The sequence below is a fragment of the Streptomyces sp. GL_141 genome (genome assembly GCF_057834385.1).
In genome coordinates this window covers 3,533,882-3,557,231 of the sequence record NZ_CM174402.1, presented here as the reverse complement: position 1 = coordinate 3,557,231, position 23,350 = coordinate 3,533,882, and the positions used below count along the sequence as shown (strand labels likewise).

The 23,350-nt window shown below is 71.6% G+C and carries 27 protein-coding genes; 18 read left to right on the top strand and 9 right to left on the bottom strand.

Going from position 1 to position 23,350, the window contains the following annotated elements:
* The first annotated feature begins 123 nt into the window (after positions 1-123).
* Positions 124-1,035 carry a LysR family transcriptional regulator gene (locus tag AC3IX6_RS15370; protein WP_489370642.1) on the top strand — a complete coding sequence of 304 codons (912 nt, stop codon included), beginning with the start codon at positions 124-126 and terminating at the stop codon, positions 1,033-1,035.
* A gap of 74 nt (positions 1,036-1,109) precedes the next feature.
* On the opposite strand, the gene AC3IX6_RS15365 is transcribed toward AC3IX6_RS15370, so the two are convergent.
* A complete protein-coding gene (locus tag AC3IX6_RS15365; protein WP_489370641.1) occupies positions 1,110-1,430 on the bottom strand; it encodes a PLD nuclease N-terminal domain-containing protein in 321 nt (106 codons plus the stop codon).
* A 117-nt stretch (positions 1,431-1,547) separates the two neighbouring features.
* Between AC3IX6_RS15365 and AC3IX6_RS15360 the strand changes: the two genes are divergently transcribed.
* The 5 genes from AC3IX6_RS15360 (at position 1,548) to AC3IX6_RS15340 (ending at position 5,447) form a co-directional block, all read left to right on the top strand.
* Entirely contained in the window at positions 1,548-3,005 is a 1,458-nt protein-coding gene (locus AC3IX6_RS15360) for a menaquinone biosynthesis decarboxylase (RefSeq protein WP_327305209.1), read from the top strand.
* Entirely contained in the window at positions 3,002-3,472 is a 471-nt protein-coding gene (locus AC3IX6_RS15355) for a hypothetical protein (RefSeq protein WP_489370639.1), read from the top strand. The genes AC3IX6_RS15360 and AC3IX6_RS15355 overlap by 4 nt, the downstream gene beginning before the upstream one ends.
* Positions 3,469-3,870, top strand: a complete 402-nt coding sequence (locus AC3IX6_RS15350; RefSeq protein ID WP_489370638.1) for a hypothetical protein — start codon at positions 3,469-3,471, stop codon at positions 3,868-3,870. The genes AC3IX6_RS15355 and AC3IX6_RS15350 overlap by 4 nt, the downstream gene beginning before the upstream one ends.
* Positions 3,867-4,790, top strand: coding sequence for a menaquinone biosynthesis prenyltransferase MqnP (gene mqnP / locus AC3IX6_RS15345; protein WP_489370637.1), 924 nt, complete (start codon positions 3,867-3,869; stop codon positions 4,788-4,790). Before AC3IX6_RS15350 ends, mqnP begins: the two co-directional genes overlap by 4 nt.
* A 78-nt stretch (positions 4,791-4,868) precedes the next feature.
* The gene (locus AC3IX6_RS15340) at positions 4,869-5,447 is read left to right on the top strand and encodes a Uma2 family endonuclease (RefSeq protein ID WP_489370636.1); all 579 of its coding nucleotides are present in this window, start codon (positions 4,869-4,871) and stop codon (positions 5,445-5,447) included.
* On the opposite strand, the gene AC3IX6_RS15335 is transcribed toward AC3IX6_RS15340, so the two are convergent.
* The gene (locus AC3IX6_RS15335) at positions 5,444-6,076 is read right to left on the bottom strand and encodes a rhomboid family intramembrane serine protease (RefSeq protein ID WP_489370635.1); all 633 of its coding nucleotides are present in this window, start codon (positions 6,074-6,076) and stop codon (positions 5,444-5,446) included. The two genes, AC3IX6_RS15340 and AC3IX6_RS15335, sit on opposite strands and share 4 nt — an antisense overlap.
* 85 nt (positions 6,077-6,161) lie before the next feature.
* On the opposite strand from AC3IX6_RS15335, the gene AC3IX6_RS15330 reads away from it, so the two are divergent.
* Positions 6,162-6,866, top strand: a complete 705-nt coding sequence (locus tag AC3IX6_RS15330) for a UbiX family flavin prenyltransferase (RefSeq protein ID WP_489370634.1) — start codon at positions 6,162-6,164, stop codon at positions 6,864-6,866.
* Between the two features lie 4 nt (positions 6,867-6,870).
* Here the strand turns inward: AC3IX6_RS15330 and AC3IX6_RS15325 are convergent, their stop codons facing one another.
* Positions 6,871-7,005 carry a hypothetical protein gene (locus tag AC3IX6_RS15325; RefSeq protein WP_266905748.1) on the bottom strand — a complete coding sequence of 45 codons (135 nt, stop codon included), beginning with the start codon at positions 7,003-7,005 and terminating at the stop codon, positions 6,871-6,873.
* Between the two features lie 130 nt (positions 7,006-7,135).
* On the opposite strand from AC3IX6_RS15325, the gene AC3IX6_RS15320 reads away from it, so the two are divergent.
* The 7 genes from AC3IX6_RS15320 (at position 7,136) to AC3IX6_RS15290 (ending at position 13,316) form a co-directional block, all read left to right on the top strand.
* Positions 7,136-7,591, top strand: a complete 456-nt coding sequence (locus AC3IX6_RS15320) for an Lrp/AsnC family transcriptional regulator (protein ID WP_243340137.1) — start codon at positions 7,136-7,138, stop codon at positions 7,589-7,591.
* A 101-nt stretch (positions 7,592-7,692) separates the two neighbouring features.
* Positions 7,693-8,856: an aminofutalosine synthase MqnE gene (gene mqnE, locus AC3IX6_RS15315; protein ID WP_489370633.1), complete on the top strand. Its 1,164-nt coding sequence runs from the start codon at positions 7,693-7,695 to the stop codon at positions 8,854-8,856.
* Positions 8,857-8,952: 96 nt separating this feature from the next.
* Positions 8,953-9,519 (top strand): GNAT family N-acetyltransferase, encoded by a 567-nt coding sequence (locus AC3IX6_RS15310; RefSeq protein WP_489370632.1) that lies wholly within the window; start codon positions 8,953-8,955, stop codon positions 9,517-9,519.
* Between the two features lie 43 nt (positions 9,520-9,562).
* The gene (locus tag AC3IX6_RS15305; RefSeq protein WP_489370631.1) at positions 9,563-11,125 is read left to right on the top strand and encodes a hypothetical protein; all 1,563 of its coding nucleotides are present in this window, start codon (positions 9,563-9,565) and stop codon (positions 11,123-11,125) included.
* A gap of 91 nt (positions 11,126-11,216) precedes the next feature.
* Positions 11,217-11,528, top strand: a complete 312-nt coding sequence (locus AC3IX6_RS15300; RefSeq protein ID WP_489370630.1) for a DUF4229 domain-containing protein — start codon at positions 11,217-11,219, stop codon at positions 11,526-11,528.
* A 176-nt stretch (positions 11,529-11,704) separates the two neighbouring features.
* Positions 11,705-11,812 carry a putative leader peptide gene (locus AC3IX6_RS15295; protein WP_323182336.1) on the top strand — a complete coding sequence of 36 codons (108 nt, stop codon included), beginning with the start codon at positions 11,705-11,707 and terminating at the stop codon, positions 11,810-11,812.
* 115 nt (positions 11,813-11,927) lie between these two features.
* On the top strand, positions 11,928-13,316 hold the full coding sequence (locus AC3IX6_RS15290) for a dicarboxylate/amino acid:cation symporter (protein WP_489370629.1): 1,389 nt from the start codon (positions 11,928-11,930) through the stop codon (positions 13,314-13,316).
* 66 nt (positions 13,317-13,382) lie between these two features.
* On the opposite strand, the gene AC3IX6_RS15285 is transcribed toward AC3IX6_RS15290, so the two are convergent.
* From AC3IX6_RS15285 to AC3IX6_RS15275, 3 genes are all read right to left on the bottom strand, one after another.
* Complete coding sequence (locus AC3IX6_RS15285) at positions 13,383-13,697, bottom strand: hypothetical protein (protein WP_489370627.1); 315 nt, start codon at positions 13,695-13,697, stop codon at positions 13,383-13,385.
* Positions 13,687-14,106: a recombinase family protein gene (locus tag AC3IX6_RS15280; protein WP_489370626.1), complete on the bottom strand. Its 420-nt coding sequence runs from the start codon at positions 14,104-14,106 to the stop codon at positions 13,687-13,689. The genes AC3IX6_RS15285 and AC3IX6_RS15280 overlap by 11 nt, the downstream gene beginning before the upstream one ends.
* 78 nt (positions 14,107-14,184) lie before the next feature.
* Positions 14,185-14,805, bottom strand: a complete 621-nt coding sequence (locus AC3IX6_RS15275) for an O-methyltransferase (RefSeq protein ID WP_489370624.1) — start codon at positions 14,803-14,805, stop codon at positions 14,185-14,187.
* Positions 14,806-15,288: 483 nt separating this feature from the next.
* On the opposite strand from AC3IX6_RS15275, the gene AC3IX6_RS15270 reads away from it, so the two are divergent.
* Together AC3IX6_RS15270 and AC3IX6_RS15265 are read left to right on the top strand one after the other, a co-directional pair.
* Positions 15,289-16,215 carry a hypothetical protein gene (locus AC3IX6_RS15270; RefSeq protein ID WP_489370623.1) on the top strand — a complete coding sequence of 309 codons (927 nt, stop codon included), beginning with the start codon at positions 15,289-15,291 and terminating at the stop codon, positions 16,213-16,215.
* A gap of 185 nt (positions 16,216-16,400) precedes the next feature.
* A complete protein-coding gene (locus AC3IX6_RS15265) occupies positions 16,401-17,039 on the top strand; it encodes a hypothetical protein (RefSeq protein WP_489370622.1) in 639 nt (212 codons plus the stop codon).
* 52 nt (positions 17,040-17,091) lie between these two features.
* Here the strand turns inward: AC3IX6_RS15265 and AC3IX6_RS15260 are convergent, their stop codons facing one another.
* The gene (locus AC3IX6_RS15260; RefSeq protein ID WP_489370621.1) at positions 17,092-17,712 is read right to left on the bottom strand and encodes a DinB family protein; all 621 of its coding nucleotides are present in this window, start codon (positions 17,710-17,712) and stop codon (positions 17,092-17,094) included.
* 232 nt (positions 17,713-17,944) lie between these two features.
* Here AC3IX6_RS15260 and AC3IX6_RS15255 point away from each other — a divergent pair, with 232 nt between their 5' ends.
* Positions 17,945-19,807, top strand: coding sequence for an AMP-dependent synthetase/ligase (locus AC3IX6_RS15255; RefSeq protein ID WP_489371454.1), 1,863 nt, complete (start codon positions 17,945-17,947; stop codon positions 19,805-19,807).
* 117 nt (positions 19,808-19,924) lie between these two features.
* On the opposite strand, the gene AC3IX6_RS15250 is transcribed toward AC3IX6_RS15255, so the two are convergent.
* Together AC3IX6_RS15250 and AC3IX6_RS15245 are read right to left on the bottom strand one after the other, a co-directional pair.
* Positions 19,925-20,560 (bottom strand): hypothetical protein, encoded by a 636-nt coding sequence (locus AC3IX6_RS15250; protein WP_489370620.1) that lies wholly within the window; start codon positions 20,558-20,560, stop codon positions 19,925-19,927.
* A complete protein-coding gene (locus tag AC3IX6_RS15245; RefSeq protein ID WP_489370619.1) occupies positions 20,484-21,575 on the bottom strand; it encodes a serine/threonine-protein kinase in 1,092 nt (363 codons plus the stop codon). Before AC3IX6_RS15245 ends, AC3IX6_RS15250 begins: the two co-directional genes overlap by 77 nt.
* Positions 21,576-21,733: 158 nt before the next feature.
* On the opposite strand from AC3IX6_RS15245, the gene AC3IX6_RS15240 reads away from it, so the two are divergent.
* On the top strand, positions 21,734-23,344 hold the full coding sequence (locus AC3IX6_RS15240) for an alpha/beta hydrolase (RefSeq protein WP_489370618.1): 1,611 nt from the start codon (positions 21,734-21,736) through the stop codon (positions 23,342-23,344).
* Positions 23,345-23,350: the final 6 nt, after the last annotated feature.

The window sequence follows — 23,350 nt, the reverse complement described above, 5'->3', positions numbered from 1 at the left end:
CACGGAAAGACCTCGCAGGATCGAGGGAGGGAAGGGAAGGAAGAGCGGAAAGTTGCCGGCTCAACCACCCTCGCCCGCCGCCCGCACGGGAACAACGGCGAAGATCTCAACGTTCGTTCAGCCATGCTTACCGATCGCGACGAGCTGGACTGCTTCCTGATCCTGGCCGAGGAGCTGCACTTCGGCCGCACCGCCGAGCGCATGCTGCTCTCCCGGGCCCGCGTGAGCCAGCTCGTGCAGCGCCTCGAACGGCGCGTCGGAGCCAGGCTCTTCCTGCGCACCAGCCGCAGCGTCGCCCTCACCTCGCTCGGCGCCCAGCTCCGCGCCGACCTGGAACCCCACCACCGCGGCATCGGCGCCGCCCTGGACCGGGCCGCGGCGACGGCCCGCGCCGCGGACGGGGTGCTGCACGTCGGCTTCACCACCCCGCCCGCCGGCGAACTCGTCCTGAGCGCCGCACAGGCGCTGCGCACCACGCACCCCGGCCTCAGCGTCGAGGTGTGCGAGGTCCCGCTCTCCGACCCGTACGGGCAACTGCGCGGCGGGGCCTTCGACGTGGCCTTCGCCGAGTTCCCCGTCCGCGAACCCGATCTGGGGGAGGGGCCGACCCTGTTCACCGAGACGCGGGCGCTGGCCGTGGCCACCGGGCATCCGCTGGCCGCGCGGGACTCCGTGACGCTGGAGGAGCTGGCGGGGGTCGCGCTGCTGGCCGTGGCCGGGGACCTGCCCGCGTACCTGCGCGAGCACCAGGCCCCGGCGTGCACCCCGGGCGGGCGGCCGATCCGGCGCGGCCCGGAGGTGACGAACCTGCAGGAGGCGCTGATGCTGGTCGCGGCGGGCCGGGGCGCCCTGCTGACCTCGGCCCACGCGGCGGCCTACCACGCCCGCCCCGGTGTCACCCACGTTCCGGTGACCGACGCGGAGCCGGTCGGGTACGGGCTGGTCTGGCGCGCGGGCGAGGACACCGGCGCCGTACGGGCCTTCGCGCAGGCGGCGCAGCGGGCGGCGGCCCGGACGGGCGCGGAAGCCCCGTAGAGCCGGAGCCCCGTAGAGCCGGAGCCCCGTAGGACCGGAGCCCCGTGGGCCCCGGCCCAGCCCTACTCCTTGCCCTACTCCTTGTCCTTCTCCTTGTCGTCCCGCTCCTTCTCGTCCCGCTCCTCGCGCAGGGACTTCAGGAACTCCGGGTTGTCGTCGGGGGCCACCCACGTGCGGCGGCCCGGGCGCGACCGGCCGCCGCCGGCGCCGCCGGGCACCCGCTTCTTGCCCGCGAAGAGCCACACCACCGGACCGATGATCGAGAAGAGCAGGATGATCATGACCCAGACGACCTTCGGAAGGTGCTTGACCTCTTCTTCCGGCGTGTTCAGGCAGTCGATGAAGGTGTAGATGGTCAGCGCGATGATCAGCAGGAACGGCAGATAGCGCAGCACGGTGTGGGACCGACCCCCAGAAGAACGGTGCGGACCGGGCAGGTCCGCCGTGGACTCTTCCAGGGTAGAGGCCCCGCCGCGGTTCGGGCTCTGAGCGGGGATGCCACAATTGCCCGCATGGCTTACGACGATCTCCGCTCGCTGCTCCGGGCTCTGGAGCGGGAGGGCGACCTCAAGCGCATCAAGGCCGAAGTGGACCCGTACCTAGAGGTCGGGGAGATCGTCGACAGAGTGAACAAGGCGGGCGGACCCGCGCTGCTCTTCGAGAACGTCAAGGGCTCGGCGATGCCGCTGGCCATGAACGTCTTCGGGACCGACCGGCGACTGCTGAAGGCCCTCGGCCTGAAGTCGTACGCCGAGATCAGCGAGAAGATCGGCGGCCTGCTCAAGCCGGAGCTGCCGCAGGGCTTCATCGGCGTCCGCGAGGCCTTCGGCAAGCTCGGCTCGATGGTGCACGTGCCGCCGAAGAAGGTGAAGGGCGAGTCCGCGCCCGTCCAGGAGGTCGTCCTCACCGGCGACGACGTGGACCTGGACCAGCTGCCGGCCCTCTTCACCTGGCCCAAGGACGGCGGGTCCTTCTTCAACCTCGGGCTCACGCACACGAAGCACCCGGAGACGGGCGTGCGCAACCTCGGCCTGTACCGCCTCCAGCGCCACGACAAGCGCACCATCGGCATGCACTGGCAGATCCACAAGGACAGCCGCAACCACTACGCGGTGGCCGCGGCGCGCGGTGAGCGGCTGCCCGTCGCGATCGCCTTCGGCTGCCCGCCGGCCGTGACGTACGCGTCGACCGCGCCGCTGCCGGGCGACATCGACGAGTACCTCTTCGCCGGGTTCGTGGCGGGCAAGCGGATCGAGATGGTGGACTGCAAGACGGTCCCGCTCCAGGTCCCGGCCCATGCCGAGGTGGTCATCGAGGGCTGGCTGGAGCCCGGGGAGACCCTCCCCGAAGGCCCCTTCGGCGACCACACCGGCTTCTACACCCCGCAGGAGCCCTTCCCCGCACTGAAGATCGACTGCGTGACGATGCGCAAGCGTCCGCTGATCCAGTCGATCGTGGTGGGCCGGCCGCCGACGGAGGACGGTCCGCTGGGCCGTGCGACGGAACGCTTCTTCCTGCCGCTCCTCAAGATCATCGTCCCGGACATCGTGGACTACCACCTCCCCGAGTCGGGCGGCTTCCACAACTGCGCGATCGTCTCGATCGACAAGAAGTACCCGAAGCACGCGCAGAAGGTCATGCACGCCATCTGGGGCGCGCACATGATGTCGCTGACCAAGCTGATCATCGTGGTGGACAAGGACTGCGACGTCCACGACCTCCACGAGGTCTCCTGGCGGGCGCTCGGCAATACGGACTACTCCCGCGACCTCACCGTCGTGGAGGGCCCGGTGGACCACCTGGACCACGCCTCCTACCAGCAGTTCTGGGGAGGCAAGGCGGGCATCGACGCCACGAAGAAACTGCCGACGGAGGGCTACACCCGCGACGGCGGCTGGCCTGACATGGTCGAGTCCGACCCCGCGACCGCGGCCCTGGTCGACAGTCGCTGGAAGGAATACGGACTGTGAGCGACATCGAGACGGGTGGCCCCGCCCTCTTCATCGGGACCGACACGGTCTACGTGGCCCTGGTCCGCCCGGAACTCGACCCGGCCGACCCGGGCGTCCGCGAGGCCGCCGAGCAGGCGGGCGTCTCGCCCGAGGAGTTCGCGGGGCCCGGCAACGTCTGGGCGCTGATGCTCGACGAGGACGGCGAGGGCGACGGCTTCGAGCTGCCCGGCGCGCGGGACATCGAAGCGGACGACTTCGCGGAGCAGCTCCAGCGGGCCCTGGCGTCCGCCGAGCCGTTCACCGCCGAGGCCGGGAACTTCCTGCGCCTGGAGGCGACCCCGTCCGCCGCCGTCACCTGGCGGCTGACCGCCCACGTCACCCCGCCCGAGGGCCATGACGCGGGCCCGTGGACCCTGGAGCTCGGCCCGCTCCACACGGCGGACCTGCTGGCCGACCTCGAAGACTTCCGCCGGAGTCTGGAGTGACCCCGAGACTCCGGATCGGGGGCGACGAGGTCTGGGTCGCGCTGACCGCCCCCGAGCGGTCCGCCGACGGGTGGCGCGTCACCGCCGACTGGGGCGGCGAGTTCACCGCGGACTTCGAGGCGCACGTGGAGGCCGAGGAGGTCGCAGCCTTCGCGGAGCGCCTGCTGGCCGGCACTCGCGCCGGCGAACCCGCGGCCTTCTGGACCGAGGTCAGCGAAAGCCGCGCGAACCCGCTGCGGCTGGCCGTGGTGCCTGTGGGTAACGGTGACATCGCCTTCGTGGCCCGGCTCACCCCGCTGGGGCACGACACGACCAATCACCTCGACATGGAGATCGGGCCGGTCCCACCGGACGGGCTGCGGGCCGACCTCGAACAGTTCCGAAGGGACCTCGTATGACTTCCGCCGCTGAGGGCGTCCTCGGATCCGGGCCCGCGCCGCAGGCCACCGGCAAGGTGAAGGCGTTCCTGCGGCTCGTGATGATCGAGCACTCGGTCTTCGCACTGCCCTTCGCCTACATCGCCGCACTCACCGCCATGTACACGCTCGACGAGCGGATGCACTGGACCGAGCTGCTGCTCGTCACCGTCTGCATGGTGGGGCTGCGGACCTTCGCGATGGCCGCCAACCGAATCATCGACCGGGAGATCGACGCGCGGAACCCGCGGACCGCCGGGCGCGAGCTGGTGACGGGCGCCGTCTCGGTCCGCTCCGCCTGGACCGGCGCCGGCATCGCCCTGGCCGTCTTCCTCGGCTCGGCGGCGCTGCTGAACCCGCTCTGCCTGATGCTGGCGCCGATCGCCGTCGTGCCGATGGTGGTGTACCCGTACGGGAAGCGGTTCACGAACTTCCCGCACGCCATCCTCGGCATCGCCCAGGCGATGGGCCCGGTCGGGGCCTGGATCGCGATCACCGGCGAGTGGTCCTGGGACGCGGTGATCCTCGGCCTCGCGGTGGGCGTGTGGATCGGCGGCTTCGACCTGATCTTCGCCTGCCAGGACGTGGCCGCGGACCGCGCGGAGGGCGTCAAGTCCGTCCCGGCCCGCTTCGGCATCCCCGCCGCCCTGTGGGGCGCGCGCGGCGCGCACGTGGTGACCACGGGCCTGCTGGCCTGGTACGCGGTGGCGACGGACGCGGGCTGGCTGTTCTGGCTGGGCCTGCTGATCGTCGTGGCCGCCTTCGTCTACGAGCACACGATCGTCACCCCGCACGACCTGTCCCGCCTGAACCGCGCCTTCTTCACGGTGAACGGTTTCATCGGCATGGCCCTGTTCGTGTGCGCGCTGCTGGACCTGGTGGTGCGGGGGCTGTCGCTGTAGCTCGATCGTGTGTGCCCTGCCGGAACCGGCGGTTCGCGACCTGCCCCGGTGGCTAGCGTGCGGCATACCATCGAGTGCATGGACAGGGAGGCCGACGTGACCGTCTCGGAGAGCGAGCGCCTGCACTCACAGCTCAGCCGGTTCGAGGACATGTTCCCCGGGTACCGGATGGAGATTGTCGAGGGCGCCATCGTGATGAGTCCGCTGAAGCCGCACCACGCCAAGACCATCCGGTTGCTGTGGAACACGCTGGAAGACCAGATTCCGCCGGAGTGGGGGTTCATCAGCGACGTCGCCGTCCCCTTCGACGGCGACAACGAGTTCTGTCCCGACCTCGCCGTCATCCCTGGCGTGGAGGCGGACAAGAACCTCAGCGCTTACCCGCCGGACCTTGTGGAACTCGTCATCGAGGTCGTCTCCCCGAGCAGCGTGCGCAACGACTACGAGGTCAAGGACCGGGCCTACGCCCGGCGCGGGATTCCGCACTACCTGATCTTCGACCCGTACAAGGCTCAGTGCACGACGCTCTGGAATCCGGGGCCCGACGGCTACCGGGGACGCGACGTGTTCCCGTACGGCGAGAAGGTCATTGTGGCGACCGGCATCGGCCAGGTCTCCTTGGACACGTCGGCCCTCCCGGTGGACCCGGGAGCCTAGAGCGCCGCCACCTCCGGCCGGGGCCGCGCCACCGCGGCCACCGCCGCGCCGGCCAGGAGGCCGAAGAGGTGGGCCTGCCAGCTGACCACCGAGTCGGTGGGGAGGGCTCCGGCCAGGAAGGTCGTGCCCCAGACGGCGGCGATGACGACGGCGACCGCCACGCCGAGCGGGCTGCGTTCCACGAAGCCGCGGACCAGCAGGTAGCCGAAGAGGCCGAAGATCAGGCCCGAGGCGCCCGCCGTGATGCTGTGGGGCGGGGAGATCAGCCAGACCGCGAAGCCGTCCGCCAGGACGATGGCCGCGCAGACGGCCAGGAAGCGGCCGATGCCGCTCAGTGCGGTGACGAAGCCGAGGACCAGCAGCGGGACGCTGTTGGAGGCCACGTGGTCGAAGCCGAAGTGCAGGAAGGGCGCCAGGGGAATCCCGCTCAGGCCGTCGGCCTCCCGCGCGGTGATCCCGTAGGAGTCCAGCGCGTGCCCGGTGGCGTAGTCGACGGCCTCGATCAGCCAGAGCAGTGCCACCCAGCCCAGCATCAGCTTCGCGGCGGCCACGGCCCGGCCGGTCCGGCTCCAGGCGAAGGATCCCGTACCACCCGGGTGTGTGCTGCTTCCGCTTCCGCTTCCGCTCATGACGACCCTCCCACCGTGTCCACCCCTTGAACGTGCGGACACCTTAGCCAGTGCCCGTCGGCGGTGGCCGGATAGTCTCGGAGGTATGACTGAGGGCAAGCGCACCCCGTGGGTGGTCGGGGTTTCCGGTGCGTCCGGGACGCCGTACGCGGCCGCCGTGATCCGCGGGCTGCTGGCGGCGGGCGAGAGCGTGGACCTGGTGGTGAGCCGGGCGTCCAGGCTGACCCTGCTGGACGAGACCGGGATCGCGTTCCGCGACGCGCACTGGCAAGGCGATCTGGGGGAGTGGCTGGAGCGGGGGGCCGACGGCAAGCCCGGTACCTTCGCGCGCCCGGACCTGGACGGCGTACGTCACTGGGCGGCCGGGGATCTGGCGGCCGGACCGAGCAGCGGCTCGTACCCCGTCAAGGGGATGCTGATCGTGCCCGCGTCCACGGCCTGCGTGGCCGGGGTGGCGCTCGGGCTGTCGAAGGACCTGCTCCAGCGGGTCGCGAGCGTGACGCTCAAGGAGCGGCGCCGGCTGGTGGTGACGGTACGGGAGACCCCGCTGAGCGGGCAGACGCTGAAGCATCTGGTGAGCCTGGACGAGGCGGGCGCAGTGGTGCTGCCCGCCTCTCCGGCGTTCTACGCGGGTGCGACGCACATCCAGGATCTGGTGGACTTCGTCGCGGGGCGGGTGCTCGACGCGGCAGGGGTGCCGCACGGGTTGTACCGCCGGTGGGAAGGGGAGCTCGGAGGCTCCCGCCTGCCCGCTCCCGGGCAGGACCGGGAGGCAAGCGGTGGCGCTTAGCGCTTTAGCGCTTCTTGGCGCGCCCCGGCTTGCGCATCTTGTCGACGCGGTGTGCGGCGACGGGCTGGTCGGTGCGGGATCGGTTGGCCAGCTCCTGGAGCTGTCGCATGTGCGCGTAGGCCATCTCGATCGTGTACACGGTGAACCACTCCTGAAAATTGTCAGATCGTCGTTGATCTGTTGAAAGATTCACAGGGTGTCGACCCTGTGCGCCTTTGATTCTATACGTAAACTTGAGGGAATGCCGAATAATGGAAGGTTCCAGGTACATGGACGCGGTGGACAAGCAGCTCATCCAGGCACTTCGTGAGAACGGACGCGCCTCGTACGCCGAGCTGGGCCGGCTCGTGGGCCTCTCCGGCCCCAGCGTCACCGACCGGATCAACCGGCTGGAGACGGCCGGAGTCATCACCGGGTACCGCGCGACCGTGGACGCGGCCTCGCTCGGCCTCGGCGTCACGGCGCTGATCGGGATCTCGCTCTCCGACGCCGCGGACCACGAGGACGTGGCCCGCCGGCTGCGCGACCTCTCGGAGATCGAGGACTGCTGGTTCATCGCCGGCGACGACTCGTACATGCTCAAGGTCCGGGCCGGCGACGTGGACGGGCTGGAGCGGATCATCCGCAAGCTCTCCAGCACCAAGGGCGTCTCGCGCACGCGCACGACGATCGTGCTCTCCACCAAGTGGGAGAACCGGGTCGGGGGCCTGCCGGAGGAAGCCTGAGGGCGCTGAGAGTACGGTTGGGGCGCGGTTGTGGGGCACACGTACCGCGCCGCGGACCGCGCAGGGCGGGCACGGGGACGAGGACAGAGGAGAGGACCGGCATGGACGCTGGGTTCAAGCGTGAGCTGGAGGACAAGGTTCGCTCCGGCGAGCGGCTGACCCGTGAGGACGGCATCGCCCTCTACGAGTCGGACGACCTGGCCTGGCTCGGTGGTCTCGCCCACGAGGTGCGCATGCGCAAGAACGGCGACGTCGTCCACTTCAACGTCAACCGCCACCTCAACATGACGAACGTGTGCACGGCCTCGTGCGCGTACTGCTCGTTCCAGCGCAAGCCGGGCGAGAAGGACGCGTACACGATGCGCATCGAGGAAGCCGTCCGCCTGGCCAAGACCATGGAGGGCGAGAACCTCACCGAGCTGCACATCGTCAACGGCCTGCACCCCAGCCTGCCGTGGCGGTACTACCCGCGCTCGCTCTCCGCGCTGAAGGAGGCGCTGCCGAACGTCTCGCTGAAGGCGTTCACGGCGACCGAGATCCACCACTTCGAGACGATCTCCGGCATGTCGGCCTCCGACATCCTGGACGAGCTGATCGAGGCCGGCCTGGAGTCCCTCACCGGCGGCGGCGCGGAGATCTTCGACTGGGAGGTCCGCCAGCACATCGTCGACCACAACACCCACTGGGAAGACTGGTCGCGCATCCACCGCCTCGCGCACTCCAAGGGCCTCAAGACCCCGGCGACGATGCTCTACGGGCACATCGAGGAGCCGCGCCACCGCGTGGACCACGTGCTCCGGCTGCGCGAACTGCAGGACGAGACCGGCGGTTTCCAGGTCTTCATCCCGCTGCGCTACCAGCACGACTTCGTGGACATGAAGGACGGCAAGGTGCGCAACAAGCTCCAGGCGCGCACGACGATGGCGACGGGCGCCGAGGCGCTGAAGACCTTCGCGGTCTCCCGCCTGCTCTTCGACAACGTCCCGCACGTGAAGGTCTTCTGGGTGATGCACGGCGTGCAGACGGCGCAGCTCGCCCTCCAGCACGGTGCGGACGACATGGACGGCTCGGTCGTCGAGTACAAGATCACGCACGACGCGGACAACTACGGCACCCCGAACAAGCTGGGCCGCGAAGACCTGCTGGAACTGATCCGCGAGGCGGGCTTCCGCCCGGTCGAGCGCAACACGCGCTACGAGATCATCCGCGAGTACCCCGGCCCGGACGCGGAGCTCCGCGAGACGCCGCAGGCGATGCGGGTCTGACGCCCGGCCCCGCTGCCTGACGCTCGGGCCCCGGCCTCCCGGTGGGGAGGCCGGGGCCCTTTGTGCACGCCATGCGGTAATAGCTAAACTAGCTATATGACCCTTACTTTCATCCTCGATCCGGTCGTCGACCCCGGCCCCGACCCCGCCCCGGACCTCGCTCCCGGCTCCGGCTCCGTCCTGGCCGAAGACTTCGCCGCGCTGTGGACCGACGTGTCCAACGCCGGCGGCGCGGTGGGCTTCGTACCGCCCGTCGCCATCGAGGACGTCCGCCCCGAGGTCGACAAGCACCTCGCCGCGGCAGCCGAGGGCCGCAGCCGCCTGCTCGTCGGGTACGACACCACCGGCCGGGTGCGCGCCACCGCCGTCATCGCCCCCAACCAGCACCGGCTGCAGAAGCACTGGGTCTGGGTCTACACGGTCATGGTCGACCCCGCCCTCCAGGGCCGCGGCGTCGGCCGCGCGCTGATGGACGCCGTCGCGGACGCCGCCCGCACGATGGAGGGCATCGAGGCGGTCCGCCTCGGCTGCCGGGGCGGGCTGGGCCTGGAGCACTTCTACGCCGCCTGCGGCTACAAGGAGGTCGGCCGCGTCCCCGGTGCGATCCGGGTGGCCCCGGGGGACGACCGGGACGACATCACGATGCTTCTGCCGCTGGGCTGACCAGTACGCTTCGCCGGTCCGAGGGGGAGCGGGGGAGGCAGCAGTGGGAGTGACGGGATCGGGGCATCGCTGGGACCAGCGGGCCGTGGCGCTGGCGCGGCTGAAGGGGACGGCGACGGACTGCGCGCTGTTCGAGGCCGAACTGCAGGCGCGGGGCTGGCCGGTGCTGAACCGGCGCGAGGAACAGGTCTCCGGGCTCCGGGGGGAGGCCGACTGCCAGTACACGGTCGAGGTCAGGTTCCCCGGATCGGCGATCCGGGCGTCGACCGCGGCCCGGGAGCACCTCGAAGTCATATCCGACCGCCTGGTGCTCGACCTCGTCGTGGAGGCGGTGCAGTGCGTCGAGCGGGATCCGGTGGACCTGCCCGTCTGGTACGTCTTCCGCTCCCTGCCGGCCGGGGAGCAGCCGGCGGCAACCCGGGCGGGCCGGTGGCGGGCGGGCGCGGCGGCCTGGGCCGCCCGCACCCTGGGCAGCCGGGACACGGGCCGTCAGGTGCGGGCCGGCGGCGAGGAGGAGGCCCTGGTCCTCGCGTCGCGTGCGCTGCCCGGGGTGCCCGTGCCGCAGGCCGATGTGGCCGTACGGCGCTCCATGGACGTGACGCCGCCGCCACCGCCGTCAGTCTGGCCCCTGCGGCGCGCGCCCTCGCGGCGGATGGCCATGATGAGGTTCCCGGCGCTGGTCGGGCTCGTCTGCGGTGCCTGGACGGCGGGGCTGTGGGGCGCGGGGCCGCTCTGGTCCGTGGTGCCCACGCTGCCGTTCCTCCTCGGCGCCATGGCGGCCGCGCTCATGATCGCCCGCTGGGTGTTCCCCGAGCTCTCCGGTGCGAAGCTCCTGGCGCTCGGGTGCAGTGCACCCCTGCTGGCGGCCGCCTTCGGCGGCTTGGCCGTGGCGACGGCCCCCGACCGGCAGCTGGGCTTCGGGGTCGTGGTGATCGGGATCGGCTTCGGCTACCTGGTGCTCACCGGGGTGTGGCTCTGGGTGCGGCAGTCGCGGTGGGCGCTGACCCTGCCCTGGCTGCTGCCCGCGTTCCTGGCTTTCCTGCCCGGCCTGTTCCCCGGCCTCGGGCTGGCCCTGCCGACCCTCTACCTGGACGCCTTCGACCTCGACATGGAGGACGTCGAAGTCCCGGCGGCGATGCGTCTGCTGGCGACGTTCAGACTGCTGGCCGCGGTGCTGGTCCTGCTCATCGCCCCCGCCGTCCTCGGATACATGCGCCATACCCACCGCATGATCACCAGCCGCTGGTTCGGGTACACCGCCGTCGCGTTCGTGAGCGTCTACGCACTGATGGCCGGGGTGCTCGGCCTGGCGTTCGTGTCCGCGTCGACCGCCGGGCAGGAGGCGGTCGCCGCGGCCGCCGAGGGGCGGACCCCGGGCCGCTACTACGGGATCAGGCCCGAGTGGGTCTGCGTACGCCCCGTCAAGGACGTGGCCCAAGTGCCCGTGGACGGCGGAACGCTGGATCCCGTACGTCCCTACCTCTCGCTCGGCGACGCGGGCGGAACTGCCGTTCTGTGGGACCCGCGCGAGAAGGCCGCGCTCAAGGTTCCGCTGTCCGCGCTGCGGCTCGTGCCCGTCGATGCCCCCCTCCAGCCCTGCGGATGACCGCGTCGTGCTTCACTGGACGGGCACGAGCCGACGTACGAGCCGACCTGCGCGCCGACGTACGACCACGACGAAGAGAGAAGGGGTCACCGTGTCCCTCAAGCCGAGCGCGACGATCCGTTACACCGCGATGCGCCTGGGGATCTTCGTCGGGTGCCTCGTCCTCGTCGCCGGTCTGGTCCGGCTGGGCTGGGTGCCCTCCGGTCTCGGTGACGCCAACCCCGCCTGGGTCGTGCTGCTCGCCCTCGTGCTCTCCGCTCCGCTCTCCTTCGTGCTGCTGCGCAAGCAGCGCGACGAGATGTCCGTGGCCATTTCCGGACGCGTCGCGGGTGCGAAGGACAAGCTCGCCGCGAACCGCAGCCAGGAGGACGACGCGGTCGACGAGGCCGCGCGCGCCAGCTAGTACGGAGCAGTTAGCTTCATCACACACCGAAATGCCCCGGCCCGGGTTCACCACCCGTGAGGCCGGGGCATTCGGCGTTTTCGCAGGGGTTCGCCGGGGTTTCCGGCCTGCGGCGGCCCAGTTGACCCAAAGGGAGACTTTGAGATTCCCAAAGGTGAAGTGTTAGCGTGTTCAACATGTTGACGACAGCCGCGCACCAGATGACCCCGAGCGTTCCGCTCGTGGCGCGCCTGCACGTCGACCTCTGCCGCCGCGCGTCCGCGGCCTGTTGCTGTTGTCGCTGAGTCCCGCGACCAGCTCTGGCACAGCAGCGGTCCCGCCCGCCCGGCTCCTCGCGTTTCCGGGTGCTGCCGCACCGCACCACCACCCCACCGCAGAAACCGCAGAACCACCCGGAGAGTGTCCGTGTCCGCGTCACCGCAGACCCCTGCCGCCGAGGCCCCCGCCCCGGCGAAGAAGCCGTCCTCGTTCAAGTTCCCCTTCTGGGCCCAGATCGTCACCGGCCTCGTGCTCGGCGTTCTGCTCGGCTGGGTCACCCGCAGCCAGGAGATCAGCTGGCTCGGTACGACCCTGGAGCAGATAGGCGACATATTCGTCCAGCTCCTGAAGCTGGCCGTCGCCCCGCTCGTCTTCTTCGCCATCCTGGTGTCGATCACCAACCTCCGGAAGGTGAACAACGCCGCGCGGCTCGCCTCGCGCACGCTGCTCTGGTTCATGATCACGTCGCTGATCGCGGTGGCCATCGGCCTCGCCATCGGACTGCTCACCAACCCGGGCTCCGGCACCGGCCTCACCCCGCAGGACGGCAAGCTGCCGAAGCGCGAAGGTTCCTGGCTGGACTTCCTGACCGGCATCGTGCCGACCGACATCATCACGCCGTTCACCGAACTGAACGTCCTGCAGATCGTCTTCCTCGCCGCCGTCGCCGGTATCGCCGCCCTCCAGCTCGGCAGCAAGGCCCAGCCGGTGCTGAACCTCGCCGAGTCCGTGCTGGAGCTGCTCCAGAAGGCCCTGTGGTGGGTCATCCGCCTCGCCCCGATCGGCACCGTCGGCCTGATCGGCACCGCGATCGCCACGTACGGCTGGGACCTGCTCGGCAAGTACGCCACCTTCACGGTGGACGTGTACGTCGGCTCCGCGCTCGTGATGTTCGGCGTCTACCCGCTGCTCCTGTGGAGCGTCGCCAAGGTCAACCCGCTCCAGTTCTTCAAGGGCGCCTGGCCGGCCATCCAGCTGGCCTTCGTCTCCCGCTCCTCGGTCGGCACCATGCCGGTCACCCAGAAGGTCACCGAGCGCCTCGGCGTCCCGAAGGAGTACGCCTCCTTCGCCGTCCCGTTCGGCGCGACCACCAAGATGGACGGCTGCGCCGCGATCTACCCGGCGCTCGCCGCGATCTTCATCGCGGAGATCTTCGGTGTGCAGCTCGGCATCACCGACTACCTCCTCATCGCCTTCGTCTCGGTCATCGGCTCCGCCGCGACGGCCGGCCTGACGGGCGCCACGGTCATGCTGACCCTGACCCTCTCCACGCTGGGCCTCCCGCTGGAGGGCGTGGGCCTGCTGATGGCGATCGACCCGATCCTGGACATGATGCGCACCGCCACCAACGTGGCCGGCCAGGTCGTAGCGCCGTTGATCGTGGCCGCACGCGAAGGCATTCTCGACCGCGATGCCTACAACACGGTGACGTCGTTGGCGATCGATGGGGACGACGATGCCCACGAGGGCGAGTCGGAGGCGCTGGAGGCCCTGGACGAGCGCCCGGTGGCCGTGCCGGTTCCCGTGTAAGGCAGGTCGGCCCGGTTCGGCGAAAGGAGCGCCTCGGATCCCACTGATCCGGGGCGCTCCGGCGTCTCACACCCGATCGGAGGAGGTGGTCTCTGTCAGCGGAGCACCCGAATCCGCACCGGCGCGCGTGATGCTGATGGAGTCGGCCTCGGGAGGCTTCCTGCGCCCGCGTCCCAGGCTGAAGACCTCGACCTCTTTGATCACGCTTGCCACGAGCGCCCGATGGAGCTCCAAGGTCTCCTCGGTCCCATCGCGCCACACCGCCAGCGCATCCGTCTCGGCGTGGGCTCCTGAAGCGACAGCGGCGATCTCACGTGCTCGAAGCTGCTGGAGCCCTAGGCGGAGATGCGTCAGCGAGTCGAAGTAGTCCTCATCGGCCATGTGGCCTTCTTTCCAACGAAGCCTGAGGAGACGGACGCGCTCCTCCAGTCTCTTGATCTCGTCTGGCAGATTTGGTGCTTCCGCTTGCCGGAGCCCTGAGAGGCCGGCTCGGTCTCGCCATCGTCGTGAGCTCGGCGATACGACGCGTGAGGCGGTCGATCGAGTACACGACGATGGCGTCGATGACTCCAGCCTTGGCATCCCGCATCATCTCGGCGTACTGCGGCCGCTGTTTCCGGCTCGTTGTCGATGCCGACGTGTCGTTTTCCGGGTAGATCTTGTGTACGGACCACCCCCGCTGCTCGCACAGCTCGCGGCAAGCTGTCTCCTGCCGCTTGAGGCCCAGCCCCAGACCCTTCCGGTCCTTGCTGATCCCGACGTAGATCCCCACGCGCTTCGGTTTGGCCATGTCCCACCCCGGGTTCAGGACGAACCGTCTGCGCACTGTTCAACGTACATACCGATGATGCGGTTACGGCGTGGCCTGTCAGTGCTTGGTCCGGACATCGAGGCGGCCCTGAGGGCGCGGGCAGGCCGTGCGTACCGCCATCAGCAGGCCGCTCGCCCAGGTCAGGCGGACGCACCGGAAGTCCTTGCGTTCGTCCAGCTCGGCCAGCAGGCGTGCGACGGAGGCCTTGTGGCCGTCCGGCCAGCCGGGCTGGGGGAGGAGGTCGTCGATCAGGTAGGTCCCGCCGGGAGCCACGAGGTCCAGGGCCCGGTCGAGGTGGGTGAACTTGCCCGGCCAGGTGTCCGCGAAGACGAGGTCGAAGGGGGCGCCGTCGAAGTCCTCCAGCCACGTACCGCCGTCCCCGGACACGAAGGTCACCCGCGGGTCCGCACCCAGTTCTTCCCGGGCGATGGCCTGGACGGAGTCGTCGAGTTCGACGGTGGTCAGGTGGGCGGCGGGGTCCATGCCGCTGAGGAGCCAGGCGGCCCCCTCGCCCGCACCGGTGCCGAGCTCCAGAATCCGGCCCGCGGGCCGGCCGGCGGCCAGCGCCGCCAGGAGGCTGCCCGTACGGTCCTCGCAGGAGAGGGCGAAGCCCGCGTCGGCCGCTCTGGCGCGCAACGCGGGCAGCGTGCCGGGGAGTTGGTTCGGTATGTCGTCCATGCGGAGATCATGCGAGGCCCACACCTCCCGGGCAAGGCGATACGGGGCCACCGGCGCGGATCAGCGGCCCTGAAGTGCGGCGTTGAAGCCTTCGCGCAGGTCGGAGTTGGTCTGAGTGATGGTGTACGCAGAGGTTTGGCACGTGCGACGGGTGGCTGAACCACCTGGGTCGGCTGCACGCCCGCTCGTCCGGTGCGTAGTTGCTGCGCCGGAGATTCGATCGGCGTTCGTGCGCAGGGTGGGGAACGTGCCGGCCGGCTCGTGGGCGATCCACATGGACCGGGTGTGAAGCTCCGTGGCGAAATCCGGTGGATCCACTGCCGCGGGCGGGACACAATCCGCGGGTGATCGGGGCGAGGGGGAGCTGGTTTGGACGTGTTCGCGTGCGCAGGATGCGGTACGGAGCTGACGGCGCCGGTGTCCCGGGTCGCTCTCCCCGTCCACACCCACCACGGGGGGTGGGAGGAGCTCCATCCTCCCCTCATGGAGCCCGCGACGTACGCCGTCGACCCGCTGCCCACCGGGCCGCCGTGGCGGTTGTGGGAGGAAGTCGGGGAGGAGGCGGCTGCCCGGCAGGGCGTGTACGCGCCGGTGTACTCCGTCTCGTTCGGCGCGCGGAACCGGATCGTCATCGCTCCCGGCGACTCGAGGTCCATGGCCCTGATGCCAGAGAAGTGCGAGGGCTACTGCCGGGGCGTGGACGGCAGGGCCGGTCCCAATCTGGCGTGCGAGGGGTGCGGGCGGGCCGTGGCGACCCGCGTGGACGACTGCGGATCGTGGCAGACGGTCTGGCTGGAGCCCGACGCGGTCGCACTTCGCTCCTCGGGGCTCCCCACCGGTCCACCTCCCGACTGGGACGATCTGGAGCGCGCCGAGCACCGGGTCCCACCCGTCGAGCTCGACGGGGTGTGGAGCCGCCGCTGGGAGGCGGCGGTCGGAGTCGCGCTGGCCCATCTCGTGGTGGTCGCCGAGGGCCGCCCGGTGACCCTCCCCGCCGGCCCCGTGGCCGAGCTGCTCGGCCACGCCGTCGGCCGGTACCTCCCCGCCGAGTCCGGTGCCGGTGCCCGTTCCGCGGGGCTGGCCGGTCCGGGGATCCGTATGCCCCGACCCCGTCCCGACATCCTCCTGGTCCCCCGCCACCCCCTCACGGGCACGCCCTGGCGCCCGGCCGGAGACGACGGGGCCGTGGTACCGCTGGACAGCGGGGTCTGGGCGTACCTCGCCCACCCGGGCGAGACCTCGCCGATGCCCGCGACCGGGGTGCTCCCGGAAGGCGTCCTGCGCGACGACTACCCCGCGCCTGCGGGCCCGTGGTACCCGCTGACACCCCACCAACACGCCTTCGAGGACACGCTGGTCGGGCTGCCCGCCGTACGTGCTCCTCGGCTGCGCAGGTACCGCGAGGGCTGAACGCCGGCTCTTGATACCGGAGGTGTAGGCCCCGGTGGCCTCGTACGTACGCCCGGCCCGGGCCGGCCGCGATGGGTCCGTCCGCGTGCGTCCGCGCCCTCCCGCGCCCTCCCGGAGCAGGGGGGATGGGGGGTGGGTGGTTAAGTGGGGAGGTTCAAGGGATCAAGGAATGCTGGGAGTTCAGAGTGAAGTCCGTTGTGCGGGGGACCGTGTGTGCGGTGGCGCTGGTGGCGGCGCTGACCGGTTGTGGGGGTGGCGCGGACGCGGATGCGGCCGCGGCCGTGGGTGCTCCCGGAATCGGGAGTGGTGAAGGGAAGGGCAAGAAGGCCTCCGGCACGCTGTCCGTGCCGCAGGTCTGGTCGGCGCTCCCGACCAACGAGGCCCTGGGTGACGTCTGGGTCGGCGATGACATGGCGGTGCTCGAGGGGGAGCGGGCGCTACAGCCTTGCACCAAGGAGACCGGTACGCCGTGCGACGGCCTGGTGGCCGCGGGCCACAAGGAGGCTGCGGTGCGGGGGAACGCGGACGACGACGAGGTCGAGTTCACCCTCTTCTCGTTCGGCTCGCAACAGGCCGCGAGCGCCGCGGTGAAGGGCCTGGCGGCGAAGATACGCAGCCGCGAGTCCGCGCCGGAGCCGATGCGGCTCGAAGCCGGCGCGGATGAAACCGAGGCGTTCGGCAAGGGCGGGAAGGCGACCCGGGTCGTCCTGCGCGTCGGCAATGTCGTGGCGTACGTCCAGGCGAGTCTGTACGCCGACGACGGTACGAAGCAGATGGCCGAGCTTCAGGTCGACCTGATCAAGAAGGCCGGGAAGGCAGCCTGACGGGTGCCTGACGGCCGACTGGCGGGCGCCTTCCCGCGGTCGGCGACAGGCCCTAGGCGGGATGTGCGCCCCGGCCGGTCGTCTCGGCGTCCCGCGCCGCTCGCTCCAGGCGGTCGTGGTGGGCCTTCCACCAGGTGGTGTCGCCCGGCGGGACGCCGGGGTTGGCCGGCTGCATGCCCACCGCGCCGTCGAGCAGTTCGCGGAGGATGTCGGCGTGGCCGGCGTGCCGGTGGGTGTCGGAGACGACGCGGACCACGGCGTGGTGCAGGGAGACCTCGTTGTCGTGGCTCGGCCACCACGGGACCGTGCCGATCGTGTCCAGGGGGAGTGCGTCGAGCGTCGCGTCCGCGTGCGCCCACGCGCGGTGGTAGAGGCCGATGACGTCCGCGCGCGACTGGTCCGGGGTGGCCCACATGTCCGCGTTGGGTTCGGCGTCCCGCGCGACCCAGGGCAGCGGTTCGCCGGAGGGGCGGCCGAAGGTGTCGCCGAGGTAGCCCAGCTCCGTGGTGGCCGCGTGCTTCACCAGGCCCAGGAGGTTGGTGCCGGTGGGGGTGAGCGGGCGGCGGGCGTCGTACTCCGAGAGGCCGTCGAGCTTCCAGAGGAGGGCCTCGCGGGCCGACCGGAGGTAGAAGAGGAGCTCGGCCTTGGGGTTCTTCGGGTCGGGGGAGGTCATGGGGACAGTCTTCCGGGCGGATGATCTTCCGTCATCGGCTTTGTGCGGCTTTACGCGGCATGCGTGCGGGAGGCGGGGGTGTGGGCGAGGTGGCGGTGCGGGCGGCGCGGCGTGGAGCAACGGTGAAAAGGCGGGCACAGGGGTGTTCAGGGGTGGTTACCGCTAAGTAAATTACCGGCGGTAACACTCCGTCCGGCCAGAGAGGCACGCCGTGACCGCCGAATCGAGCCTGGTGAGGGTCGTCAGTTCCCCGAAGCCCGTCGAACCCGTCAAGACCGTCATCGAGGGGCGGGTCCGCCAGGTGTGGGTGCCCCCGCTGGCACCGGTGCCGGTCCGCGGGTCCCTCGGGGACATCCCCTTCGACAATGCCCGGGAGGCGCCGGGGGAAGCCGTACTCGCCCGCAAGGAGCGGGACGGGACCTGGCGGGACGTCACGGCCGCCGAGTTCGCCGGCGAGGTGCTCGCCGTCGCGAAGGGGCTGATCGCCGAGGGGCTGCGGCCGGGCGACCGGCTGGCCATCATGGCGAGGACCACCTACGAGTGGACCCTGCTGGACTTCGCGGGCTGGGCGGCCGGGCTGATCACCGTACCGGTGTACCCGACCTCCTCCGCGATCCAGGCGCGCTGGATCATCCAGGACTCGGGCGCCGTCGCCTGCGCGGTCGAAGACACCGCACAGGCGCGGATCATCAGCTCGGAGCGGGCCAACCTGCCCTGGCTGCGCCACCTCTGGGAGTTCGACACGGGCGCCGTGGCCCGGCTGGTCAAGGCCGGGGAGCACGTGCCCGACGAGGTCGTGGCGGCCCGGCGGGCCGGGTGCGCGCCGGAGTCCGTCGCGACGCTGATCTACACCTCCGGGACGACCGGGCAGCCCAAGGGGTGCGTGCTGACGCACGCCAACTTCTTCGCCGAGGTCGACAACGCGGTGGAGCTGCTGCACCCCGTCTTCAAGTCGGTCAGCAAGGACCCGGCCTCCACCCTGCTCTTCCTGCCCCTGTCGCACGTCTTCGGACGGATGGTGGCCGTCGGCTGCATGCGGGCGCGGGTGAAGCTGGGCCACGCGCCGAGCATCCGCAGCGAGGACCTCCTGGCCGACCTGGCCGGCTTCCGGCCGACGTTCCTGCTGGCGATCCCGTACGTCCTGGAGAAGGTCTACAACACCGGCCGGGCGACGGCCGAGAAGATGGGCCGGGCCTCCTCCTTCGACCGGGCCGCGCGGATCGCGCGCAGCTTCGGCGAGCTGGTCGAGGGCAAGCGGCCCGGGCTGGCGCTGCGGCTGGGCCGGGCGCTGTACGAACCGCTCGTGTACCGGCGGATCCGGGCGGCGCTGGGCGGGCGCGTGCGGTACATCCTGAGCGGCGGCTCCCCGCTCGGCCGGCGCCTCGCCGCCTTCTACACGGGCGCGGGCATCGAGGTCTTCGAGGGCTACGGGCTCACGGAGACGACCGCGGCCGCGACCGTCACCCCGCCGCTGCGGCCCCGGCTGGGCACGGTGGGATGGCCGCTGCCCGGGACGGCGGTACGGATCGCCGACGACGGGGAGGTGCTGTTGCGGGGGCCGCACGTGTTCGCGGGGTACTGGAACAGCGGCGTGGCGGTGGGCGGCGAACAGTGGCTGTCCACGGGGGACATCGGGGAGCTCGACGAGGACGGCTACCTGACGATCACCGGGCGGAAGAAGGACCTGATCATCACCTCCGGCGGCAAGAACGTGGCCCCGGCGCCCCTGGAGGACTGGCTACGGGCCCACCCGCTGGTGGGCCAGTGCATGGTGGTCGGCGACAACCGGCCCTACGTCACCGCGCTGATCACCCTGGAACCGGAAGGGCTCCAGCACTGGCGGCAGATGCGCAAGAAGGTGGGCGTGCCGATCAGGGAGCTGGTGGGCGACGAGGAACTGCGGGCCGACATCCAGCGGGCGGTCGACGAGGCGAACCGGCTGGTGTCGCGGGCGGAGTCGATCCGGCGGTTCGCGGTGCTGGAGGGGGACTTCACGGAGGAGCGGGGGCACTTGACGCCCTCGCTGAAGCTGAAGAGGGGCGCGGTCGCACGGGACTTCGCGCGGGAGATCGAGGCGCTGTACCGGCGGCCCTGACGGGCCGGTCGGGGTGCGGCGGCACGGGCCGGGATGGGCCTGCGTGGGCAGGGCCCGGGCCTGCGTGGGCAATGCCCGGGCCGGCGAGGGCAATGTACGGGTCGGGCGGCCGACGGGTCAGTCGCGGATCCGGCCCCGCAGGCCGCCGCCCGGCCCCTGTCGCCGCTGCTTCTTCTTCGCGTCCGACCGCAGGGCGCGCGCCCGCTTCTCCCACTGGACGGACTGGGCGTCCCCCCTGCTGTACAGCAACCGGAGCACGGCGTCGAGCAGGGCCACCGCACGCCGAGGGTCCCCGGACGCGGCGACGCAGTGGGCGTGCTGGATCCGCAGGCCGACGGGGGTCCTTCCCAGGGCCGCGGGACTGCTCGGCAGCAGCTGCTCGTAGTACGGCAGGGCCGCGCCGTGTTCCCCGAGCCCGTAGGTGTCCAGGGCCAGGCGCAGCGTGACGTCGCGGACCCGCGGGTCGTCGGGGCCCAGGCCCCGGACCAGGTCGGGCAGCAGCGGCGCGAGCAGGTCCCGGCGGCGGGCGGCCTGCTCCGGGGTGCGCTCCCGCGGGGCGGCCAACGGCCGGGCGTGCCCGTCGTATTCGCGGTCCAGGGCCTCCGCGAGGTCCAGCCGGGCGATCAGAGTGATCTCGTCGTCGGCGCCCAGCAGACGGGTGGAGCGTTCGATGACCTCACCGAGCACGGAGAGCCACGGCCGGCCGTCGACCTGCCCCCGTGCGGCGGCCGAGCCGGCCAGTACCGCCTGCACGTCGATGGTCCGGCGGTCCTCGGGCCCCAGGACGCCCAGCAGCCGGGCGCGTGTCGGTGCGGGTGCGGTCGAGGGGCCTGCGAGGGTCCGTGGGCGTCCGGCCGGAGGTCCGGCCGGGTGTCCGGCCGACGGCGTCACGGGTGGCGGCGTCACGGGCGGCGGACGGTTCCTCGTCCCCGCGGATCAGGGCGTTCAGCCGGTCGATCACCTCGGCGGCTCCGGCCGGACGGTGTGCCGGGTCCTTGGCGAGCAGGTCCAGCACCAGCCGGTCGGCCCCGGGCGGAAGCCCGGGCCGCAGCGAGCTGGGCAGCGGCGGCTCCGCGTGGGCGTGCGCGTACGACAACGCCCCGACTTCTTGCGCGGGGAAGGGGAGCTGCCCCGTCAGCAGCTGCATCAGGAGGCAGCCCAGGGCGTAGAGGTCGGCCCGCCCGTCGACGGACGCGGCGCCGAGCAGGCGCTCCGGCGCCATGTACTCGAAGGAGCCGATGACGTAGCCCGTGGCCGTGAGGCCGGGCTGGTGCAGGTACTTGGCGATGCCGAAGTCGAGCACCTTTGCGCGGCCCGTGCCCGGCCCGCCGCCGTGCCCGGTGATCATCACGTTCAGGGCCTTGATGTCCCGGTGCACCACGTTCCGCTCGTGTGCGGCCCCGAGCGCCTCGCACACGTCCCGGGCCCAGACGAGGGCGGACGCCGTGGGCGGCACCCCGCGGCGCACGATGGCGGCGAGGGTCTCCCCCTCGACGAGTTCCATGACCAGGTAGACGAGCGGCTGCCCCTCGTACTGCGCCTCGCCGTAGTCGTACAGGGCCGCGATGCAGGGGTGCGCGAGGGTGCCCGCGAGGTGCGCTTCGGAGGCGAACCGCTCCCGGTCCTCCGCCGACCGCGGATGTCCGATCTTGACCGCGACCGTCCGGCGCACCCGGGTGTCGAAGGCCCGCCACACCTCGCCGAAGCCGCCCCGGCCCAGTAACCCGGTCAGCTCGTACCGCTCGACCAGTACGTCCCGCTCCCGCATGCGCGCGCCCCCTCGGCTCCTCGGCCCGTGCTCCGTACCCGCCCGGATCCGATTGTGTGCGTCAAGCGGCCGGATGGGTGAGGGGCTTGCGGAGCGGGGTGCGGGGGGCGCGCTTATGGTGGGCTCACTGGTCCGGGGGGCCGCTCCAGGAGGGTGCAGTGCACCGTTCCCGTTCCCGTTCCCGTTCCCGTTCCCGTTCCCGGTCGGGCTCCGGCTCCGGCTCCCGCCTCGGCTGCCGCTCGGCCCCGCGGGCGCGTACCCGGATAGGCGCCGGAGTCGTCGGCACCGCCCTGGCCGGCGCCCTGCTCGCCGCCGTGCCCGGCACGGCACCCCCGCGCACACCCGCCCGTACGGCGATCCAGTGGGGCACGTGCCCCGAGAAGCCCGTGCCCGCCGGCATGCGCTGCGGCACCCTCACCGTGCCGCTCGACTACGAAGCCAAGGCCGGCGGGACGGTCCGGATCGCCCTCGCCCGGCTCCCCGCCACCGCGCCCGGCGGCAAGCGGCTCGGCTCCCTCGTGCTGAACTTCGGCGGCCCCGGCGCCCCCGGCATCTCCACCCTCGCCGCCGACCCCAACGCCTTCGCGGAGCTCAACAAGCGCTACGACCTCGTCGCCTTCGACCCCCGCGGCGTCGGCCGCAGCGCCCCCATCACCTGCGGGGGAGGCACCCAGGGGGGAGGGGCGGCCCCCGAGGGGCCCGCCGCCGAGCTCGCCGCCCTCCGGGCCGTCGCCAAGCGCTGCGCGCTCGACTCCGGCCCGGTGCTCCCGTACGTCGGTACCGTCAGCGTGGCCCGCGACATGGACCTGCTGCGCGAGGCCCTCGGGGAGGACAAGCTCGACTTCCTCGGGTTCTCCTACGGCACGCGCCTCGGCGCGGTGTACGCCGCGCTGTTCCCGCGCCGCACCGGCCGGATGGCCCTCGACGGGGTCGACACCCTCTCCGAGCCGCTCGGCGAGCAGGCCCTGCTGTCGGCGGTCGGCCAGCAGCGGGCGCTGGACAACTTCCTCGTCTGGTGCGCGCACCAGACGGACTGCGTCTACGGCACGAACACCCGTACCGCCAAGGAGAAGGTCCAGGACCTCGTCACCCGCTTGGACGCAACGCCGCTGACCGGCGAGGGCGGACTGCGGTTCACCGGGCAGGACGTGGCCGACGCCATCGGGACCGCCCTGTACTCGCAGAAGTCGTGGCCCGGCCTCGCGGAGGCGCTCGCCCTGGTGGAGCGGGGCGGCGACCCCGTGGGGCTGATGCAGCTCGGCGGTCCGGAGGAACCGCCGCCGCCCCGGGAGGAGGCGGCCGGCGCCGTCGCCGTGCCCGCCGACAACGCGGCCGCCGCGCTCGTCGCCGTGAACTGCGCCGACGACCCGGACCGCGGCGACGCCAAGGCCTCCCCGGCGGCCGTCGCGCAGGAGCTGGAGGCGCTCCAGCCGGTCTTCCTCGCCGCCTCGCCGATCTTCGGGCCGCGCCAGCTGATGACGGTGCTGGCCTGCTACGGGCGCCCGGCCGGCACCGATTTCCTCCGCAGGATCGACCGCCCCGCCGGGATCCCGCGGATCCTGCTCGTCGGGACCCGCGGGGATCCGGCCACCCCGTACGAGTGGACGGAGGAGACGGCGAAGCGGCTCGGCAACACCGTGGTCGTGGACTACAAGGGCGACGGGCACACCGGGTACGTCGCCTCGCGCTGCGTGCAGGGGTACGTGGACCACTTCCTGATCGACGGCCGGCTGCCCTCCGGGACGCGTTCCTGCCCCGCCGGGGAGTGAGACCGC

Excerpts from the sequence above, each read along its gene's own strand:
- AC3IX6_RS15275 (WP_489370624.1), bottom strand. The coding sequence starts at position 14,805 with ATGGACGACATACCGAACCAACTCCCCGGCACGCTGCCCGCGTTGCGC.
- AC3IX6_RS15260 (WP_489370621.1), bottom strand. The coding sequence starts at position 17,712 with ATGACCTCCCCCGACCCGAAGAACCCCAAGGCCGAGCTCCTCTTCTAC.
- AC3IX6_RS15370 (WP_489370642.1), top strand. The coding sequence starts at position 124 with ATGCTTACCGATCGCGACGAGCTGGACTGCTTCCTGATCCTGGCCGAG.
- AC3IX6_RS15280 (WP_489370626.1), bottom strand. The coding sequence starts at position 14,106 with ATGGCCAAACCGAAGCGCGTGGGGATCTACGTCGGGATCAGCAAGGAC.
- AC3IX6_RS15360 (WP_327305209.1), top strand. The coding sequence starts at position 1,548 with ATGGCTTACGACGATCTCCGCTCGCTGCTCCGGGCTCTGGAGCGGGAG.
- AC3IX6_RS15330 (WP_489370634.1), top strand. The coding sequence starts at position 6,162 with ATGACTGAGGGCAAGCGCACCCCGTGGGTGGTCGGGGTTTCCGGTGCG.
- AC3IX6_RS15270 (WP_489370623.1), top strand. The coding sequence starts at position 15,289 with ATGGAGCCCGCGACGTACGCCGTCGACCCGCTGCCCACCGGGCCGCCG.
- AC3IX6_RS15285 (WP_489370627.1), bottom strand. The coding sequence starts at position 13,697 with ATGGCCGATGAGGACTACTTCGACTCGCTGACGCATCTCCGCCTAGGG.
- AC3IX6_RS15320 (WP_243340137.1), top strand. The coding sequence starts at position 7,136 with ATGGACGCGGTGGACAAGCAGCTCATCCAGGCACTTCGTGAGAACGGA.
- AC3IX6_RS15335 (WP_489370635.1), bottom strand. The coding sequence starts at position 6,076 with ATGAGCGGAAGCGGAAGCGGAAGCAGCACACACCCGGGTGGTACGGGA.
- AC3IX6_RS15340 (WP_489370636.1), top strand. The coding sequence starts at position 4,869 with ATGGACAGGGAGGCCGACGTGACCGTCTCGGAGAGCGAGCGCCTGCAC.
- mqnE (WP_489370633.1), top strand. The coding sequence starts at position 7,693 with ATGGACGCTGGGTTCAAGCGTGAGCTGGAGGACAAGGTTCGCTCCGGC.
- mqnP (WP_489370637.1), top strand. The coding sequence starts at position 3,867 with ATGACTTCCGCCGCTGAGGGCGTCCTCGGATCCGGGCCCGCGCCGCAG.
- AC3IX6_RS15295 (WP_323182336.1), top strand. The coding sequence starts at position 11,705 with ATGTTGACGACAGCCGCGCACCAGATGACCCCGAGCGTTCCGCTCGTG.
- AC3IX6_RS15245 (WP_489370619.1), bottom strand. The coding sequence starts at position 21,575 with ATGCGGGAGCGGGACGTACTGGTCGAGCGGTACGAGCTGACCGGGTTA.
- AC3IX6_RS15310 (WP_489370632.1), top strand. The coding sequence starts at position 8,953 with ATGACCCTTACTTTCATCCTCGATCCGGTCGTCGACCCCGGCCCCGAC.